The sequence below is a fragment of the Nocardia sp. NPDC005978 genome (assembly GCF_040614455.1).
GTDB lineage: Bacteria > Actinomycetota > Actinomycetes > Mycobacteriales > Mycobacteriaceae > Nocardia.
Map to the genome: position 1 here is coordinate 15,488 of NZ_JBEXUS010000029.1, position 16,956 is coordinate 32,443.

Here is a 16,956-nt window from a genome sequence, read left to right on the forward strand (position 1 = left end):
CACTCTTCATCCAGTACATCTCGATATTCGATGGGACGGTTCGATGAATTCAAGCACGCGCTCGGCCCTGTCACTGATAGCCGCTGTCGCCGGCGTCGCACTTACCGCCGCGGGTGCGCCCGCGGCTTCGGCCGCCCCGAACGACCCGGGGGCCGCGGTATGCACGATGAGTTACCCCGTTCCGGTGGAACCCTTCCAGACCCCGGCGTCCAGCGAGGTTTTCGCGACTTCCGGCAATGGTTCCGTCGACCTGAAGCTGCACACCGATGCGGGGACCGATTTCGCCTACGACCAGCAGTTCTCCGTCAACTGGGCGAACCTCGACACCGGCAGGAGCGGGGTGGCGAACACCTCCGCCCAGGTGAAAGGCCCCGACAACACGCTGACCATCTCCGGCGTGGAGACCAAGCCCGGCCGAATTCTGCTGAACCTGAACGTCTTCAATCACGGTGAGGGGCAGAACTACACCAACGGCGAATGCAGCGCCGAATACCAGGTGAGCTGAATCCTCGCCGGTCGCCGTTTCGGTCGTAGCGATCCGCGATATTCCATTCGGCCCGATGCGCCCGCGCACGATCCCGCGATTCGATCGGCCGCGCCGAGAATCGAGGGTGTGCGCGGCGCGCGGGGCGGGAGCCGGAGTCGTATGCTTCGGCTCTGCCCGTGGGGCGAAGAATTGCGGTGCGATGGAAGGAGTTCGGCCGGTGTCCGGAGGTTTGAGCACACTGACCGAGGATGCGAACGCGCGCTCGGCTCGGCTCGCCGCTGAAGCGGTATTCCGTCCCGTCTCGATCACCCCGCGGTCCCTGCCGGTGCGGCTGGTCGCGCGGGCGGATCCGCGCGACGCGGCTACCTCGACGCTGTCCACGGTGCGTCGGTGGCGGACCCCGCTCCTGCGAAGCCAGTGGGTAACCGTTGTGCCGGAATACGTTTCGGTCGATCCGGAGGTCTACGCCGACCTCGGCGCACCGGGTCGCGACGCACTGCTGGCGGTGGAGCTGTCCCGCGCGGAGCTGGGTTCCCGGTATCTCGAGGACTATCCGTCGCGGACCGCGACGTGGGATCGCTGGTTCGAACGCGCCGCCACCGGCCGCCCCGCGCTCGCGTTCTTCGCGGTGCTGGCCGGGGCGGCGCTGTGCATTCTCTTCGCGCCCGCTTCGTTCTCCGTGGTGGGGCTGCCCGGGTTCGTGCTGCTGGTCGCCGGGTACTGGGCGATGTCGGCGAGCGAGTCGCGTCGCGAGTACTTCCAGGCCGACGCGAACGCGGCCCGGTGGGTGGGTGGTGACGCGGTGCGCACGATGCTGCTGGCCCTGCACGCGGGCGAGCGGCCGCGGTCGCGGGCCGCGGCCGTCCATCGCCGGTGGTGGGGATTTCGCCCCACCGCCGCGCACCGGCTCGAATTGCTGGGCAGGAGTGTTCTTTCCGGCCGGTGAGGCCGTGACTCCCGGGTGGTTCGCTCAGCGATTCGATCCCGAGGCCGGTACGGTCCGGTCGGCATCGGCGGGCCGCGCCGCGTCCGGGTCGGAAGCGGCGCGGAGGTTCTCGCCCTCCACATCGATGCGCGGCAGGATCCGTTCGAGCCAGGCCGGCATCCACCACGCCTTGTCGCCGAGCAGCGCCATGGTGGTGGGCATGATGATCATGCGAACCAGGAAGGCGTCGAAGACGATGGCGACGGCCATCGACAGTCCCATCAGCTTCAGGAACGTCTCGGCCGAGAGCGTGAACCCGGCGAACACGGAGATCATGATCAGCGCGGCGGCCGTGATCACGCGTGCGCCGGCGCTGTATCCGGTGCGGATGGCGTCGATCGGGGTCGCGCCGTGGTGGTATTCCTCGCGCATGCGGCTCACCAGGAACACCTGGTAGTCCATGGCGAGACCGAAGACGATGCCGATGAGGAAGATCGGCATGAAGACCAGGATCGGCCCCCGGTCCTCGGGTTTGATCCAGCCCAGCCAGCCGTCCTGGAAGATCCCGACCGTGACGCCGAAGGTCGCCGCGATCGACAGCAGGAATCCGAGCGAGGCGATGAGCGGGATGATCACGGACCGGAAGACGATCATCAACAGGATGAACGCCAGGCCGACGACCACGAGTACGTACAGCGGCAGCTTGTCGGTGAGGGTCGAGGCGAAATCCGCGTTGATCGCGGCGGCGCCGCCGATCCCGACAAAGGTCCCGGTCGACTGCCCCACGTCCTTCGCCGCGGAACGCAGATCTTCCAGCAGCGCTTTGGTTTCCGGCGTCGACGGACCGCTCTGCGGGACGACGATGAACTGTGCCGCGTCCTGCGCGGCGTTCGGAATCGGGCCGACGACACCGCGATCGGCGATGTGCCCGAGGGTGGGGATGCGCTCACCGATGAGCTGGGTGGCCCGGGTCGCGTCGGCCGGGTTGTCCGCGCTCACCACGACGACCAGGGGTGAGGATTTGCCCGCGCCGAACGCGTCGCGCTCGATCTTGACCGCGGCCTTGTCCGACTGGGGCGTGATGTCCAGGCCGAGTTGGAGGCCGGTGATCGGCACCGCCGCCAGGGCGAGTGCCGCGACGGCGGCGATCAGGTAGGGGAGCGGCCGTTTGGTCAGTTCCACGCCCACGCGGTGCCCGACCGTGTGATCCGTGCTCTTCTCCGGTGTCCACAGCAGCGGGATTCGCGGTTTGAACACCGCCGACTTGAACAGCCCGAGCAGGGCGGGCAGGACGGTGAGCGCGACCAGCACCGCCAGCACCACCGTGATCGCGGCGCCCAGACCCATCTGGGTCAGGAAGGACATGCCCGTCAAGCCCAGCGCGACCAAGGCGATCACGACGGTGGTGCCGGCGAAGACGACGGCCGAGCCCGCGGTGCCGACCGCGACGCCGGCCGCGTGCGCTCGATCGGAGGTCCCGGTCGTCTCCTGGCGGTATCGCGAGATCACGAACAGCGAGTAGTCGATTCCCACGGCGAGCCCGATCATCGTGGCCAGGCCGGTCGTCGATGTGCCGAGCGTCAGGAACGAGGTGCCGATCGAGATGATCGCGGTCGACAGGGCGATGCCGATCATCGCGGAGCCCAGCGGCATGGCCGCGGCGAGCAGGGACGCGAACGTGATGATCATGACCACGATCGCGACGCAGATGCCGATCAACTCGGCGGGCGGCTCGGCGATGGGTTCGTTGGCGGCGCCGGCACTCTCGACGGTCAGGCCCGCGGCGCGGCCGATCTCCTTCGCCGCGGCCACGGTGTCGATCGATTCCTGGGTGACACCGCTGTCCGCGCCGTGCCGGACGGCGTCGAGGTCGAGTTTGATCAATGCCACGGTGCCGTCGGGGCTCAGGCCCGTGGCGGCCGCCTCACCGGTGGTCGGGTCGACGATCGCGGCGCGGGCCTGCGGGGTGAGCTGCGGTACCTCCCGCAGCTTCGCGACCATCTGCTCGATTGCGGCGTGATTGCCGCCGTCGTCCAGGCGCGCACCGTCGCTCGACCGAACGACGACGGTGGCCGGCTGCGCGGTCTCCTTCGCGGCGTCGGGGAACTTCTTCAGCAGCTCTTCCTGCGCGGCGACCGCCCTACTGTTCGGTAGCTCGAAATTGTCCTCGAACGGCTTCGACACCGCCGAGCTCACGATGCTCAGGGTGATCGCGGCGAGGATCCAGACGGCGAGAACCGCCCACCATCGCCGATAGGAGAACTTTCCCAGCCGATACAGCAGCGACGCCATCCGGTTCCTCCTGAGCACTGTCTCGCATTGCTGCGAGTGGTTAGCGGAAGTCAGTAGAAGAGCCTTCGGGTGACCCTACCCTTGGGTTCGCTGAATGTTCGCTGACGGGTGAGTCGGCTGCGGTCCGCGGCTGACCGTTGACATATGCAGGTAAACGCCTGCATTATTTGGCAGATGTTGGACACCACGGCGTTGCGCACCGCCTATGACCTGCTCCTGGAAGCCGCCTCCACCGCGGCTGACGCGCCGCACCTCCACACGCCCCCGCCGGGCGAATGGGATGCCGGCCGGATCCTGGCCCACGTCTGCCTCGTCACCGCGGGCACCATCGCGACGGTGGCGACCGTGGCGTCGGGGGAACACGCCACCTACGACAATCGACATGCCCTCGACACCTGGAGCATCGACCGCGTGGTCGACAGGGCAGGCGACCTCTCTGGCCTGCGCGAGCGGCTGCGCTGCCAGGCCGAAATCCTGTGCGGCTTCGGCGGATCCGCCCTGTCTGCCGCCGAGCTCGACACCCCCGTTCCGTTGCTCGGCCTCTCTGCGGGCGCCCTGCTCGCCGACACGGTCGTGCCGTTGCGCGGTTTGTTCGGAGGCTTGTCCGACGTCGAAATCCCCACGCACACAAGCCAATTGCTGGCTCTGATACCCGACCGAACGGCCGTGTGACGGCGTCGGCGGACCCGGCCGCGGGTATCGCTACATCCAGGTGCTGTCGCCGTAGACGACCGCGCTGGCCAGCCGCCCGGTGGTTTTGGAGACAACGGCCGTGTACTGGCGCAAGGTCGCGGGCCCCGCGCAGGCATTGACCACGATGTGGAAGTCGTCGATCTGCATTTCCGCCACCTGCCCCGGCTCCATATCGATCTCGGCGATCTTGATGGTCTCCACCGTGCCCGGAACCAGGGTCAATTCCGCGACGGGACCGAAGTTCGTCGGGTTGGCGTCGCCGCCCGGGCTGATCGCGTAGATGTCCGGCTCCGCTCCGAAGGAATCGCCGGTGAACGCGACCGCGCACCCCATGTGGTAGCCGATCCGCAGCTTCGCCGGGGAGTCGGTGTCGTTGCGGCCGTAGGCAACACTGCCGACGAACACCTCGCGGGTGGTGCCGACCATGTTCAACGGTGCGACCCGGGTAATGCGCTCCTCCCGGTTGCCGACCATGAGCGCACCGAGCGTCTTCTCGTGCGGGGCCATGCCGATGGTCTCCGCACCGGCGGGGGAGACGGTGAGCGCCGCAGCGGCTCCCACTACGAGTACGGCCTTCACGAGAGTCGTTGTCATGCTTGGCAGGTTAATAGCAGGGAGCTATGTTGACCGGCAGCGACATCGACTCCGAAGCGGGCGGCCGACTCTCGCGGCGGGATCTGTGGCTACTTCTCGCTGAACCGGCATGAACGACGCCGTCCTCGACCCTGCTGCCCCGATCGTTCCTCGTGTCGGTCCGTATCCGCGTGCGGGTTAGCGCGATCGGCGTCGCGCCGTACCCGGCCGCGGCTGGTCCGACCCGTTCCGTTCTGTGGTTCGGGACAAGAGTTTTGACCACGAGCACAAATGCCCGGTCAGCAGCGGGCATTTCCGTTGTGGATTTTGTTTGTTCCCCCGGCGGGATTCGAACTCGCACTGGACCGGGTCTGAGCCGGCGTCCTCTACCAATTGGGATACGGGGGATCGGGAAATCAAAAAGGCCGCTCCGTTGCGAATTCGCACGGGCGGCCCGAGGGGTCTACGGGGTAGACCTCAGGTACCGCTGCCGGGAAGGCGCAGGTGGAGGGTGTGCAACCGGACCAGGCCGGCGAGTCGCTGAGTCGATAGGTGGCTGAGCATGATTCCCGCCTTTCCGGAGTTGTTGGTGCGGTTGCTGTTTCGACGGTAGCACCGGCAGGTGGGGGAGGAAACCGATTATTCGGGTGGTGCGAAGTGTTGTTTCTTGTTGCGGGGGAGGGCGGGGATTGCGATGGTGAGGATATGGGTGGAGTGGGGCGGCATTTCGACGAGCGGCGGCATCTGCTGGGGTTCACCGAGCGAATTCTGGTGGTGTGCGCGGGGTGTGGCGGACGGGCGGTGAGCTCGCGGTGGCCGGGGACCGAGGCGGCGGGGACGTGGGCCGCGCATGAACCGCGGCGGCTCGCGTGTGCGCGGTGCGCGGTGATGGGGGAGTGGGACAAGGGGCGGGACGGGACCCGGCATTGGGGGCGGATGTGGGGGAACGCGCCCGTGGATATGCATTTCGGGCGGCCGCTGTGGTTGCAGACGCGGTGTGCGGGGCGGGTGCTCTGGGCGCTCAACGTCGAGCATGTCGAGGAGTTGGGTGCCTTCGTCGGGGCGCGGCTGCGGGAGCACGGGGCCGGGGGTTCCACCACCGCGATGCTGGCGAGTCTGCCGGGGTGGATCAAGGCGGCGGGCAATCGTGACAGTGTCCTGAAGGGGCTCGAGCGGCTGCGGGCGCTGGCGGAGGTCACCGCGCCGGAAGGCCGGCCCAGCGTCGGCTGAAGCGGCAGCACGGGATACGCCGCCGGTTGACCCCTGACCACGGTGTAGCGCGGGGTGAACGGCCCGGTCGGTGTCGGGCTCGGAGCGTTGCATGAATCCTCTCTTCGAATTCTTATTGACACTGTTTCATCTGTATGTGACAGTGTCATCATGCAGTGGACGATCGCGGAACTGGCCTCCGAAGCTGCTGCGGCGGTGGAACGCCTCGGCATCGAGGCGCCCAACGGCAAGGTGGGGGAGGTGCCGGACGTGCGCATGCTGCGCTACTACGGGTCGCTCGGACTACTCGATCGGCCCGCCGATGTACGGGGAAGGACGGCTTACTACGAGCGGAGGCATCTACTACAGGTAATCGCGGTCAAACGGTTGCAGGCCGACGGGGAGACGCTGGCTCAGGCGCAGCGCCGGCTCCTCGGGTGCACCGACGCCGAGCTCGAGACGATCGCTCGTCTAGATGAAGTCAAGCAGCGCAAGCGGTTCTGGGCTCAGGCCCCGGACCTGCACAGCGCCCCGGTCAGCGCCCCGGCGCCGGCCGAGATGTCCGTCGGCGTGCACCTGGCACCGGGTTGCACGGTCCTGTTCACTCCCGAACGCACCCTCGATGCGGCCGATCTGGCCGCCATCCGGGCCGCGGGCCGGGAACTTCTCCACACGCTCGAACGCCGCGGAATCGTTGCCGCAGAACGGAACACGCCATGACCGCCATTCCCACCGTCATCGACGAAGAACTGACCCGCATCGCCGGACCGCGCACCGGCGACGAACTCGTGACCGGCGTCCTGCGCGCCGCCGACGGCGCGAACGGCGGGCTGCCGCTGGTGGCCATGGACGTGCACGCGGCCGTCACCGGCCTGGTGGCCACGACGACCGTGCGCCAGGTGTTCCGCAATACGCTCGGAACCGGCATCGAGGCGGTGTACATCTTCCCGCTACCGGACCGCGCCGCCGTCACCTCGTTCACCGCGGATCTGGCCGGCCGCCGCATCGAGGGCGAACTCCAGGAGCGGCAGGCCGCGCGTGACGCGTACGACGCGGCGGTTTCCGTGGGCCATCGGGCCGCGCTCGCCGAGGAGGAGCGCCCCGGCGTCTTCACCACCACCGTCGGCAATCTGCAGCCGGGCGAGGAAGCCACGCTCACCCTGGTCCTGACCGGTCCGCTGCCGGTGGACGGCGGCGAAGCCACCCTGCGCTTCCCGCTGGTGGTCGCGCCCCGCTACATCCCCGGCACGCCGCTGGACGGCGCTCAGGCCGGTGCCGGCACCGCGCTGGACACCGGTGCGGTGCCCGATGCCAGCCGCATCTCGCCGCCGGTCCTGCTGCCGGGCCAATCCTCGCCCGTCGCACTGTCTTTGACCGCCACCATCGATCCGGCGGGCCTGGGTGCGGTGACGGTGCGCTCGAGCCTGCACGCCGTGGCCACCGAGTCCGAGGGCGGCACGACCGTCGTCCGCCTGCACCCCGGCGAGCGGCTGAACCGCGACGTGGTGCTGCGGCTGGCCCTCGCCGCCGAATCCGAACTCACCTGCGCGGCGGTGATCGCCGAGGACATCGTTCAGGTCACCCTGGTGCCCGAGCTGACCGCCACCCGCCGCGATCGCGACGTGGTCGTGCTGCTCGACCGCTCCGGCTCCATGGACGGCTGGAAGATGGTCGCCGCGCGCCGGGCCGCGGCCCGCGTGGTCGATACCCTCACCGACCGGGATCGCTTCGCGGTCCTGGCCTTCGACCACTACGTCGAGCGCCCGACCGGCCTGGCGACGGGACTCGTTCCGGCCCTGGACCGCAATCGATTCGCGGCCGTCGGCTGGCTGTCGGGACTCGAGGCCCGCGGCGGCACCGAGCTCGCCGGACCGCTCGAGCAATCGGCCGATCTCCTGCACGCGGACGAAGGCCGCGACCGCGTTCTCGTGCTCGTCACCGACGGCCAGATCGGCGACGAGGACCGCGTCCTGGCCCGAATCGGGCCACGCCTGAACGGAACCCGCGTCTTCACCCTCGGCATCGATCGCGCCGTCAACACGGGATTCCTGCAGCGCCTGGCCGCCACCGGCGCCGGCCGCTGCGAACTCGTGGAAACCGAGGATCGCCTCGACGAGGTCCTCACCGGAATTCACCGCCGCATCGCCCCGCCCGTCCTGACCGATGTCGTCGTGGAGATCGACGGCCGCCCCGTCACCGATCCGGCCCCCGCGCACAGCGATCTGTTCGAAGGCTCCCCGCTACTGCTCGGCGGCAGCGTCGGCGACGCGACCGGGGATGTCATCGTCCGCGCGAAAACGGCTACGGGCGAACCCTTCTCGACGAAGATCACCCCCGTCCGCACGGACGACAAGGCCGTCCGCGCGGTCTGGGCCCGAGCCCGCCTGCGCGACCTGGAAGACGCCTACGCGGCCGGAACCGGCGAGGTGACCCCGACGAACATCGTCGAGTTCTCGCTCGCCCACAGCGTATTGAGCCGCTTCACCGCGTTCATCGCCGTCGATCACAGCCGAAAGACGACCGGCGATCACACCACGGTCGTCCAGCCGGTCGAGGCGCCCGACGGCTGGGGGATGGAGGATGACGACGTAGACAAGCCCAGCTTCATGCGCGGCGTCGGCGCTCCCATGCCCGCCCACGCATACGAGGCGGCTTCCGATTCCGCCTACGGCGGGGCGCCCGCCTTCGCTCCCGGCTCCCCGGCTCCGGCGGGCCCCCCGCCGCCGATCCCCGCCCCCATGTCCGCGCCGCGCCCCATGAACCCGGCCGGTGCTCCGCCGCCCCCGCAGCCCTCCGCCCCGTGGGGGTCCCCGGCCGGAATGCCCCGCCCGGCACCGGGCTCGGCCCCGATGTTCGCCCGCCGCCGCGCCCGCAAGAGCTTCGCCCCGGCGTCCTCGGAAGCCACGCCCCAACTCGATGTCGTCCTCCCGTTCCTGGATCGCCTGCGCGCCCTCCTGGAAACTCCGGACGCCACGGCCGCGACGAACCTGGCCGATGAGCTGGCCTCCGCCGGTGCCCCCGCCGACCTGGTGAGCGCCCTGCACCGCCTGGCAGCGGCGATCACCGACACCGATGCCAAAGCAGTGACCGCGGCGATCGGCGAAATCCGAACCCTGCGAACGGAACTGGCCGCACCTCCGGTGCCCAAACCCCGCCGGGGCTTCTGGCACTGACCACGTCGCGAGTGCCCGCACCCACGGGGATGCGGGCACTTGCGACGAGTCATGAACGACCTGGCGACCGGACATGCACTCCGCACGAAGGATCGTCGCGGAGTCTTGTCGGAACAGAAGTCGGCGCAGACAGCCCGGTCGTGCTGATCATCAACCTCCGAGGCCGACCCAATCGTGCGAGTTGGTGCTGCGCGAGAGGGCGGCAATCCCGCCAGGACACAGCACCGCGGCGCGGGTGTATCGGTAAAAGTGGCCGGGGCGACATTATCTGGCCCGGCCGATGGCTCCGCGGACTTCCTCGGCCTAATCCGGTTGTGACACTGGCGTCTGTTATTGCCAGGTGCTCCGAGCCGGCGGTGTGGCCACGGAAGATCGCGCTGCGCACGCGGTCGCGGTTGGCCTCCGCGGCCGTCGCCCCGCGCGGGCGACGACGAGACCCGCGACCCGGGTCAGCGCGGTTGGCGGCTGCGCGGTGTCGTCAGCGGAACGGTCAACTCGGTGTGGGGCTGCGGGCGGAGGCCCGGGGCGGCCGTCAGCGGCCGGGGTCGCCGTCGCTGGAGGTCGACAAGCCGCTGGTGCACGAAATCGGTTATCAGCGACTGGATCTCGCGATGTACCGGTTCGTGCAGCAGGTCGTGGCCTGCGTCGGGGAACTCGTGGAACCGGGTGCCGTGCGAGCGGGAGGCCCAGCGGCGCACCGGCTCCATGGGGGCGATGCGGTCGTCCGCCCCGTGTAGCAGCAGGGTGGGCACGCGTGGGGCGGGTAATTCCATGATCACGTCGCGGGACGGTGTGCCGGTGAGTGCGAGGGCGCACAGCTGCCGGGCCGCATCCCCGCCCGCGTGCGTGGCGAGCAGCGCCACCCCCGCCCCGAGGGAGTGCCCGGCCAGCACCAGCGGCGTGTCCGGACGAGCCGTATGCGCCATGCCCAGAAACAGTTCGGCATTGGCGACCAGCACCGGGATCGGCGGCATCGTGTTCGGTTCGCCCTCGCTCAGCCCGTGCCCGGGATGGTCGAGCCCCCAGACCTCGATGCCGCCGTGGTTCATCGCCCGCGCGTATCGGTGGTACAGGGCGCTCGACTGCCCGATGCCGTGCAGGAAGACCATCACCGCGGCGGGATCGCCGTCGCAACGCCAGATTCGGTAGTTCATGCGGCCGCCCGCGCCGTCGAAAAACACTGTGAAACCTCCGCAGCGGAAAACTCATATGCCGGAATGCAGTCGAAATACGTTGGCGGGCGGCGCATTCCGGCATACGCCGGGCGCTACCGCATCGGCTCCGCCGCGCCGTTGGCTCCGCGGGACTCGCTCGCCCCGCCGACGACCCCGGACACGATCGCCATCAGCGCGTGCAGCGCGCGGTCGGCGGCCGGGACCGGATCGGGGGCGCTCGCCACGATCAGTCCCGCTTCGGTGATCGCGCTGAGCAGCAGTTGTGCCAGGACGGGGATGTCGATATCGGTCAGGCTCCCCGCCGCCCGTGCGGCTTCCAGTGGCGGAACCACCAGGCCCAGACCGTGCCGGATCTCGAACTCCCGCCACGCCTGTCTGCCCAGCACCGCCGGCCCGTCCGCGAGCGCGATCCGCACCATCTCCGGCCGCAGGCAGATGGTCAGGAACGTCCGCAGGGCGACCTCGATCAGGACGATCGGATCTTCCGAGTTCGCCGCGGCGGTCGCCGCGCCTATCTCCTCGCTGTTCTCCCGTTCCAACTGTTCGAGTACCACCAGGAACAATCCGCGCTTGTCGCCGTACTGGTATTGCAGCGCGCCGCGGGTGACGCCGGCCAGGGCGACGATCTGATCCGCGGACACGGCGGAGAAGCCGTGTTCCGCGAACAGCTGACGAGCGGCCCGTTCCAATGCGAGTCGTGTAGTGAGAGAACGCTTTTCGTGGCTACTGGTCATGCAGTCGAGTGAACTCCAAGATCATCCGGGTCAGCAACTCGGGCTGATCCTCCGGACTGGCGGTATAGGAGTCGTCGATCAGTTTCAGCGTCGCGTTCGGCAGGTCCGCGGCCAGGCGCTCGGCCAGCCGCACCGGGAACAACTTGTCCTCGCGCGCCCACGCCAGCAGCACCGGGATGTCGATCTTGTCGTACCGGGTGGCCGCGTCGAGGGTGTACTTGCGGTCGGCGGTCCGCAGGAATCGCCGCAGGTCCGCCCGGATGGCCGCCGAATTGCGGCTGGGCAGCAGGTAACTGTCGACGATCTCGTACGGCACCTGGTGTTTGGCCACCCAGCCCAGCGCCACCGGCAGCGGATGCAGCGCGCGGATGCGCAGCAACTCGGTCAGCGGCCGGATGGAGCCCGGGATCCGGGCCAGCGGCGGCAGCACGTTGAACGGCGGCGGCAGGAACCGTTCGTAGCAGTCCACCGAGGCGAGCACGACCCGCCCGATCCGCTCGGTGCTGCGGCTGAGCAGCACCTGCGTGATCGCGCCGCCGGTGTCGTTGGCCACCAGCGTGACGTCGTCGAGGTCGAGCCGCTCGAGGAAGGCCGCCATCAGATCGGCCAGTCCGGTCGGGGTCAGGTCGGCCTCGGGGACCGGAATCGAATGCGCGCCGAGCGGCCAATCCGGGGTCAGGCAGCGATATCCGGCCGCCACGATGTCCGGCACCACTTTTCGCCAGAGGTTGGCGTTGACCAGCAGCCCGTGGACGAACACCACGGGTGCGCCGGATCCGGCGTCGTAGTAGCGAACGCGGGCGCCGGGCAGGGCGATTTCCTCGGGGCGACCGAGCGATGCACTGAGCGTCATGGTTTCTCCGAACTGTCGGTGGGCGCGTTCATGGAAGTGTCGCTTGGGTTTTCACCGCGGCCGGTGCGCCACGTGCGCGGGTGCGCCGTCCGGCGAAGGCGCGCATGAGGGGCTCGTCGAGCCAGTGGAAGATCAGCGCCGCCGCGGCCGTCGAGGTAGCCAGGCTCAGCGCGGCGAATCCCAGCCAGCCCAGGACGCCGAATTGCTTTCCGCCGATGAACCATCGGGTGATCAGCACCATCACCGGGAACTGGATCAGATAGAAGGCGTAGGAGATCTTCCCGAACCACACCATGGTGCGCGTCGAGTTGAGCCCGCCGGCCCCGGCCAGATCCCGGGCGGCCAGCGTCGCCACGACCGCCACCATGGGCCCGATCAGCAGCGCCGACATCTTGTAGTTCACCGGCACCACCCAGGTCGCGAGATACGCGATCACGAGTGCGAGCAGCGGCAGCCGGATGTCGGTCAGCCGCCAGCGCCCTTCGAGCACCAGCCGGCCCGCCAGCACACCGAGGAAGAACTCCGGCAGCCGCGACAGCGGGAAGTAGTAACTCAGCCAGTATGCCTGCGGCACCGGGATATCCGCCTGCCGGAACCAGGCCTGCGAGGCGTGCAGTTCGTAGTACGGCGAATCCTCGACCGGAACCAGGCGCGGGGCGAAAGCGTTCTCGATGCCCTTGGGACCGGGCGTCCCGAGGTAGTAGACCGTGTGCAGCACGAGGATGAACGCCAGCAACCCGCCCACCCACCACCACAGCCGCGCGCTGCCGATCCGCAGAATCAGCGGCAGCAGCAGCGGAAAGCACAGGTAGAAAAGCATTTCCGAGCCCAGCGACCACGCCGGGACATTGAGCCCGCCGACGGTGGTCCACTTCGGCACCCAGGTGTGCACCAGCAGCAGGTTCGGCACCCAGACCACCGCGCGGTGCAGCGGCACGGACGCGGCGAGAATGAACACCGCGGCCGCGGCCAGATGCGTCGGATAGATCTTGAGCACGCGCCGCCAGTAGAACCTCGGCACCGAGCTGCCCGGCGTGAACGACCAGTAGATGATGAACCCGGACAGCACGAAGAAGAACGTGACCCCGGCCGCGCCCAGCTGCATCGGGATCACCTGGTGCAGTTGCCGGAACAGCTCGGACTTCTGGAAGGGGTACACCGGCAGGAACACCAGCGCGTGCAGGACGAACACCGCGAACGCCGCCCACCACCGTGCCCCGGTGAGCGACGGCAGCGACGGGCGCGCGCGGCCGGTCTCGGGCGGGGCGTGCGGCCGGGTGGCGGTGCTCTCGCCGCTCATGCTCAGCCCGCGATCATCTTCTGGAGCGCGGTCGCGACCACCGCGTCACCGCGCGTGGACGGATGCACGGGCGTGCCCATGAACTCGCTGGCGGGGTCGAGGATTCCGGCCAGCCAGGGTTCGGCCGTGCACAGGCCGTGGCCCGCGGTGACGGCCCGGGCGTCGAAGAATTCGACACCGAGCTGACGGGCGCCCTCGCGCTGGGCGGTGTCCACCCGATTCCACAGTTCGATCGCCGAACCCGCGCGCTGCTGCACGATCTGGCCGACGCCGAGCACGTTGATGCACCAGGTCTGCGAGCCCGGTGCGTTCATCTCCGGATAGCCGACGAAGATGATCCGGGCGTTGGGCGCGTAGTAGCGGACGTAGTCCACGACGGGCTTGACCCGCTTCACGTACTCGTCCGTGGTGAGTCCGCGGTAGTCGGTCGCGCGGCCTTCGGCGGCGGCTTCGGGCCCGCACCCGCGGATCACGTCGAGCACGCAGTTGAGCAGGGTCTGGCGCAGCTTCACCTGGTTGTCGCCCCAGGAGTCGTTGAGTCCGGTCTGGATCAGCACGGCCTCGGTGCGCGGCCCGAACGCGCCCTGCGCGTCGACCGTGCGCGCCTCGTGCACCAGGGTGTAGCCGGGTCCGCTCACCAGCGTCGCGCCGCGGCAGGACGCGTCGATGAAATCGTTTGTGCCCCACAGCCCCATGCCCTGCGCCAGCTGGGTGGGCCAGGAGGTGGGACCGTGCGAGCAGTCGGGCTGCGCGCCGGGCGCGGTGTTCTCCAGTGCGGCGGCGATATCGCCGTTCGCGGTGAACGAATCACCGAGGACCACAACGGATTTCCCGCCGTCCGCGGGCGCCGCCGTGGCGAGCGGCGCGGGTGCGGACAGCAGGGCCAGGGTGAGGGCGGTGGCGGTCAGCACACCGGGGAGGGTCGAATTCGTCATGCTCTTCCTTGTCGAGTGCACCGGAACAGGACCTCCGGTCGATCAGTAGCCGGCCCGCGGTTCGAACCCCGGATCGGGCAGGGCGGGCGGTTCGGCCTTGGGCGGCTGCGGCGCGGGTTTCTCCGGGGTCGCGGGTTGGTTCCGCGGCGCCGGCACGACGGTCGGAACCTGGGGCGCGACCGTCTGTGGTTCGGGCGCCGGGGGGATCGGCTCGGCCTCCGTCGCCGGGATGGAGGCCGGCGGCGTCACGGGCGCGGCCGACGATGTGGTCGTGGTCGTGGTCGTCGGCGCGGCCGTGCTGCTGACGGTCGTGGTCGCAGGACTTTCGGTGGTGTCCGACCCGCACCCGGTGATCCCGGCGGCGATTCCGCCGACGACGGCGGCGGCCAGGGTGATCCGCCCCGCCCGTGAATGAATGACGTGCTGTGGCATGGCGACTCCTGCGGTTAGAGTGCGGATTACGCGAGCAGTTCGTCCAAATTCGGCATGCGGCTGCCGATCTCGTCCCCGGTGAAGTCCCCGATCCAGCCGTCTTCGCGCTCGAAGAAGCGAATGGCGCAGAACTCCGGGCTCGCACCCATGTCGAACCAGTGCGTGGTGCCGGCGGGCACGGAGATCAGGTCACCGCGCTCGCAGACGACGGCGTAGACCTTGTCGCCGAGATGGAGGTAGAAACAGCCGCGGCCTTCGACGAAGAAGCGCACCTCGTCCTCGGCGTGGCGGTGCTCGTTCAGGAATTTCGCCCGCGCCGCGACCGCCTGCTCGCGCCACTGCGCACTGTCCGGGTCGGGCACCATCCGCACCACGTCGACGAGCCGATAGCCGCCCGCGGCGCAGACCTCGTCGATTTCGGTGCGATAGGCGGCGATGACTTCTTCCTGCCCGGCGTCCGCCGCGAGTTCGCGGGTCTGCCACTGCCGCAGCGTGATTCCGTACGGCGCGAGCAGTCCGGCGATCACCGCCGGGTCGGTGGTCCGTTCGAGCACGGAGTCGCGGTCGTCCTCCGGCATCACCTGCACGATCGTCATGGCCTTCGCTCCCTCGTCCGTAGGTGTAGTTCGCACAGCAATTCCAGGCACTCCATCCGGTTGCGGGCCGTCTCCAGATCCGGACCCCACACGGTCGCGCCGTGCCGCCGGATCAGGAAGGCGGGCGGGGCGTCCGGGTGCAGGGTCCCGGCCAGATCGGCGGCGATGCGCGGCACGTCGTCGTGATTGGTGAGGATGGGGACTTCGAACGGTCCCGGGCGGCGGGGCCCGAAACCCTTGATGATCTCGAAGTTCTCGAAGTCCACCCGCGGCCCGTACGACAGCCCGGCCACCAGGGTCGCGTGCGGCGGATGCGCGTGCACTACCGCGCCGCAGTCGGGCAGCGCCCGGTACAGCGCGGCGTGCAGGGATGCCTCTGCCGAGGGCCGCGGACCCCGATCCGAGACCGCGGCGGCGGTCTCGACATCGATGTGGACCAGGTCCCGGGCGGTGAGCGCGCCCTTGCTCAGTCCGCTGCCGGTGATGACGGCCCGGCCCGCCGCGCCCGGCAGGCGCACCGAGAGATTGCCGGAGGTGCCGTCCATCCACCCGCGCCGGTACAGCTCGCCCGCGGCTCGTGGCAGTCCGAAACCCAGTGCGGGCCACAGTGTTCTGTTCTCGGTCACCACGGCGGTGACCAGATCGCGCGGGGTGACGTCGAAAGCCGGGTTGAAGGCGTCTGTGCCCGTCGGGGCGATCTGGCGGCCCGCCAGGGACGTGACCTCCGCGGCGGCCCGCTCCTCGATCACGATATCGCCGCCGTCGCTGAGGGTTTCATCGACGGTGGACTCCGGCGCGACCACCAGGAACGGAATCCCGGCGCGTGCGGCGGCCAGGGCGAGCGGGTAGGTGCCGATCTTGTTGGCGACATCGCCGTGCGCGGTGATCCGATCGGCGCCGACCAGCACACAGTCGATCATGCCCGCGGCGACGGCGGTGGGGCCCGCCGAATCCACGCAGACGCGGTGCGGGATATCGGCTTCGGCGAGCTCCCACGCGGTGAGCCGCGACCCCTGCAGTAGCGGCCGGGTCTCGCCGGCCAGCACCGATTCGAGCCGGCCGCGCTGGGCGAGTTCTATGATCGTGCCGAGCGCGGTTCCGCCCGCCACGGTCGCCAGGCGTCCGGTGTTGCAGTGCGTCAGCACCCGAAGCCGTTGCCCGCGAGTCAGTTTCAGTACTTCATCGGCCGCGCGCACGGCCATGGTCCGGTTCACGCGCTCGTCCTCGTCGAGCAGTGCCAGGGCCTCCTGTAGCACCGCGCCGGGCCCCCGCTCCAGGTGCTCCGCCACCCGCCGCACGGCCCACGCCAGATTCACGGCCGTGGGCCGGGCGGCGGCGATGCGCCGGGCGTCGGCGGCCACCGCCGCCACGTCGGACCCGTGGGCGCGTGCGGACAGCGCCACCGCGAGCGCCCCGGCCGCCCCGATCGCCGGGGCGCCGCGAATGGTGAGGGTGCGGACCGCGGCGATCACCTCGTCGACCGTGCGCAGCTGCACGATCCGGTATTCGCCGGGCAGCGCCCGCTGGTCGACGGCGTGCACGACGCCGTCGATCCAGTCCAGTGACCGCTTCATCATCG

Annotated in this window: 16 protein-coding genes and 1 tRNA gene; 7 read left to right on the top strand and 10 right to left on the bottom strand. The window is 69.5% G+C overall.

Going from position 1 to position 16,956, the window contains the following annotated elements; all coding sequences use genetic code 11:
- Positions 1–43 precede the first annotated feature (43 nt).
- The gene (locus ABZ319_RS15745; RefSeq protein WP_354987107.1) at positions 44–505 is read left to right on the top strand and encodes a hypothetical protein; all 462 of its coding nucleotides are present in this window, start codon (positions 44–46) and stop codon (positions 503–505) included.
- Positions 506–704: 199 nt separating this feature from the next.
- A complete protein-coding gene (locus ABZ319_RS15750; protein WP_354987108.1) occupies positions 705–1,433 on the top strand; it encodes a hypothetical protein in 729 nt (242 codons plus the stop codon).
- Between the two features lie 24 nt (positions 1,434–1,457).
- Here the strand turns inward: ABZ319_RS15750 and ABZ319_RS15755 are convergent, their stop codons facing one another.
- Positions 1,458–3,704, bottom strand: a complete 2,247-nt coding sequence (locus ABZ319_RS15755; RefSeq protein WP_354987109.1) for an MMPL family transporter — start codon at positions 3,702–3,704, stop codon at positions 1,458–1,460.
- 174 nt (positions 3,705–3,878) lie between these two features.
- Here ABZ319_RS15755 and ABZ319_RS15760 point away from each other — a divergent pair, with 174 nt between their 5' ends.
- On the top strand, positions 3,879–4,376 hold the full coding sequence (locus ABZ319_RS15760; protein ID WP_354987110.1) for a hypothetical protein: 498 nt from the start codon (positions 3,879–3,881) through the stop codon (positions 4,374–4,376).
- Positions 4,377–4,406: 30 nt separating this feature from the next.
- On the opposite strand, the gene ABZ319_RS15765 is transcribed toward ABZ319_RS15760, so the two are convergent.
- Positions 4,407–4,991, bottom strand: a complete 585-nt coding sequence (locus tag ABZ319_RS15765; RefSeq protein ID WP_354987111.1) for an MspA family porin — start codon at positions 4,989–4,991, stop codon at positions 4,407–4,409.
- Between the two features lie 313 nt (positions 4,992–5,304).
- Positions 5,305–5,378 (bottom strand) — tRNA-Leu (locus ABZ319_RS15770).
- A 297-nt stretch (positions 5,379–5,675) separates the two neighbouring features.
- Between ABZ319_RS15770 and ABZ319_RS15775 the strand changes: the two genes are divergently transcribed.
- The 3 genes from ABZ319_RS15775 (at position 5,676) to ABZ319_RS15785 (ending at position 9,352) form a co-directional block, all read left to right on the top strand.
- On the top strand, positions 5,676–6,200 hold the full coding sequence (locus ABZ319_RS15775; RefSeq protein ID WP_354987112.1) for a hypothetical protein: 525 nt from the start codon (positions 5,676–5,678) through the stop codon (positions 6,198–6,200).
- Positions 6,201–6,350: 150 nt separating this feature from the next.
- Positions 6,351–6,899, top strand: coding sequence for a MerR family transcriptional regulator (locus ABZ319_RS15780; RefSeq protein WP_354987113.1), 549 nt, complete (start codon positions 6,351–6,353; stop codon positions 6,897–6,899).
- Positions 6,896–9,352, top strand: coding sequence for a VIT domain-containing protein (locus ABZ319_RS15785; protein WP_354987114.1), 2,457 nt, complete (start codon positions 6,896–6,898; stop codon positions 9,350–9,352). Before ABZ319_RS15780 ends, ABZ319_RS15785 begins: the two co-directional genes overlap by 4 nt.
- Before the next feature lie 449 nt (positions 9,353–9,801).
- Here ABZ319_RS15785 and ABZ319_RS15790 read toward each other — a convergent pair whose 3' ends face one another.
- The 5 genes from ABZ319_RS15790 to ABZ319_RS15810 all read right to left on the bottom strand — a co-directional run bounded on the left by ABZ319_RS15790 (position 9,802) and on the right by ABZ319_RS15810 (position 14,349).
- On the bottom strand, positions 9,802–10,533 hold the full coding sequence (locus ABZ319_RS15790) for an alpha/beta fold hydrolase (protein ID WP_354987115.1): 732 nt from the start codon (positions 10,531–10,533) through the stop codon (positions 9,802–9,804).
- Positions 10,534–10,619: 86 nt separating this feature from the next.
- A complete protein-coding gene (locus ABZ319_RS15795) occupies positions 10,620–11,261 on the bottom strand; it encodes a TetR/AcrR family transcriptional regulator (protein WP_354987116.1) in 642 nt (213 codons plus the stop codon).
- Entirely contained in the window at positions 11,251–12,114 is an 864-nt protein-coding gene (locus ABZ319_RS15800; RefSeq protein ID WP_354987117.1) for an alpha/beta hydrolase, read from the bottom strand. Before ABZ319_RS15800 ends, ABZ319_RS15795 begins: the two co-directional genes overlap by 11 nt.
- Positions 12,115–12,142: 28 nt before the next feature.
- A complete protein-coding gene (locus tag ABZ319_RS15805) occupies positions 12,143–13,414 on the bottom strand; it encodes an acyltransferase (RefSeq protein WP_354987118.1) in 1,272 nt (423 codons plus the stop codon).
- Between the two features lie 2 nt (positions 13,415–13,416).
- The gene (locus ABZ319_RS15810; RefSeq protein WP_354987119.1) at positions 13,417–14,349 is read right to left on the bottom strand and encodes an SGNH/GDSL hydrolase family protein; all 933 of its coding nucleotides are present in this window, start codon (positions 14,347–14,349) and stop codon (positions 13,417–13,419) included.
- 229 nt (positions 14,350–14,578) lie between these two features.
- Between ABZ319_RS15810 and ABZ319_RS15815 the strand changes: the two genes are divergently transcribed.
- Positions 14,579–14,764, top strand: coding sequence for a hypothetical protein (locus tag ABZ319_RS15815; RefSeq protein ID WP_354987120.1), 186 nt, complete (start codon positions 14,579–14,581; stop codon positions 14,762–14,764).
- Between the two features lie 43 nt (positions 14,765–14,807).
- On the opposite strand, the gene ABZ319_RS15820 is transcribed toward ABZ319_RS15815, so the two are convergent.
- On the bottom strand, positions 14,808–15,377 hold the full coding sequence (locus ABZ319_RS15820) for a cupin domain-containing protein (RefSeq protein WP_354987121.1): 570 nt from the start codon (positions 15,375–15,377) through the stop codon (positions 14,808–14,810).
- Positions 15,374–16,954, bottom strand: coding sequence for an S-methyl-5-thioribose-1-phosphate isomerase (mtnA, locus tag ABZ319_RS15825; protein WP_354987122.1), 1,581 nt, complete (start codon positions 16,952–16,954; stop codon positions 15,374–15,376). Before mtnA ends, ABZ319_RS15820 begins: the two co-directional genes overlap by 4 nt.
- Positions 16,955–16,956: the final 2 nt, after the last annotated feature.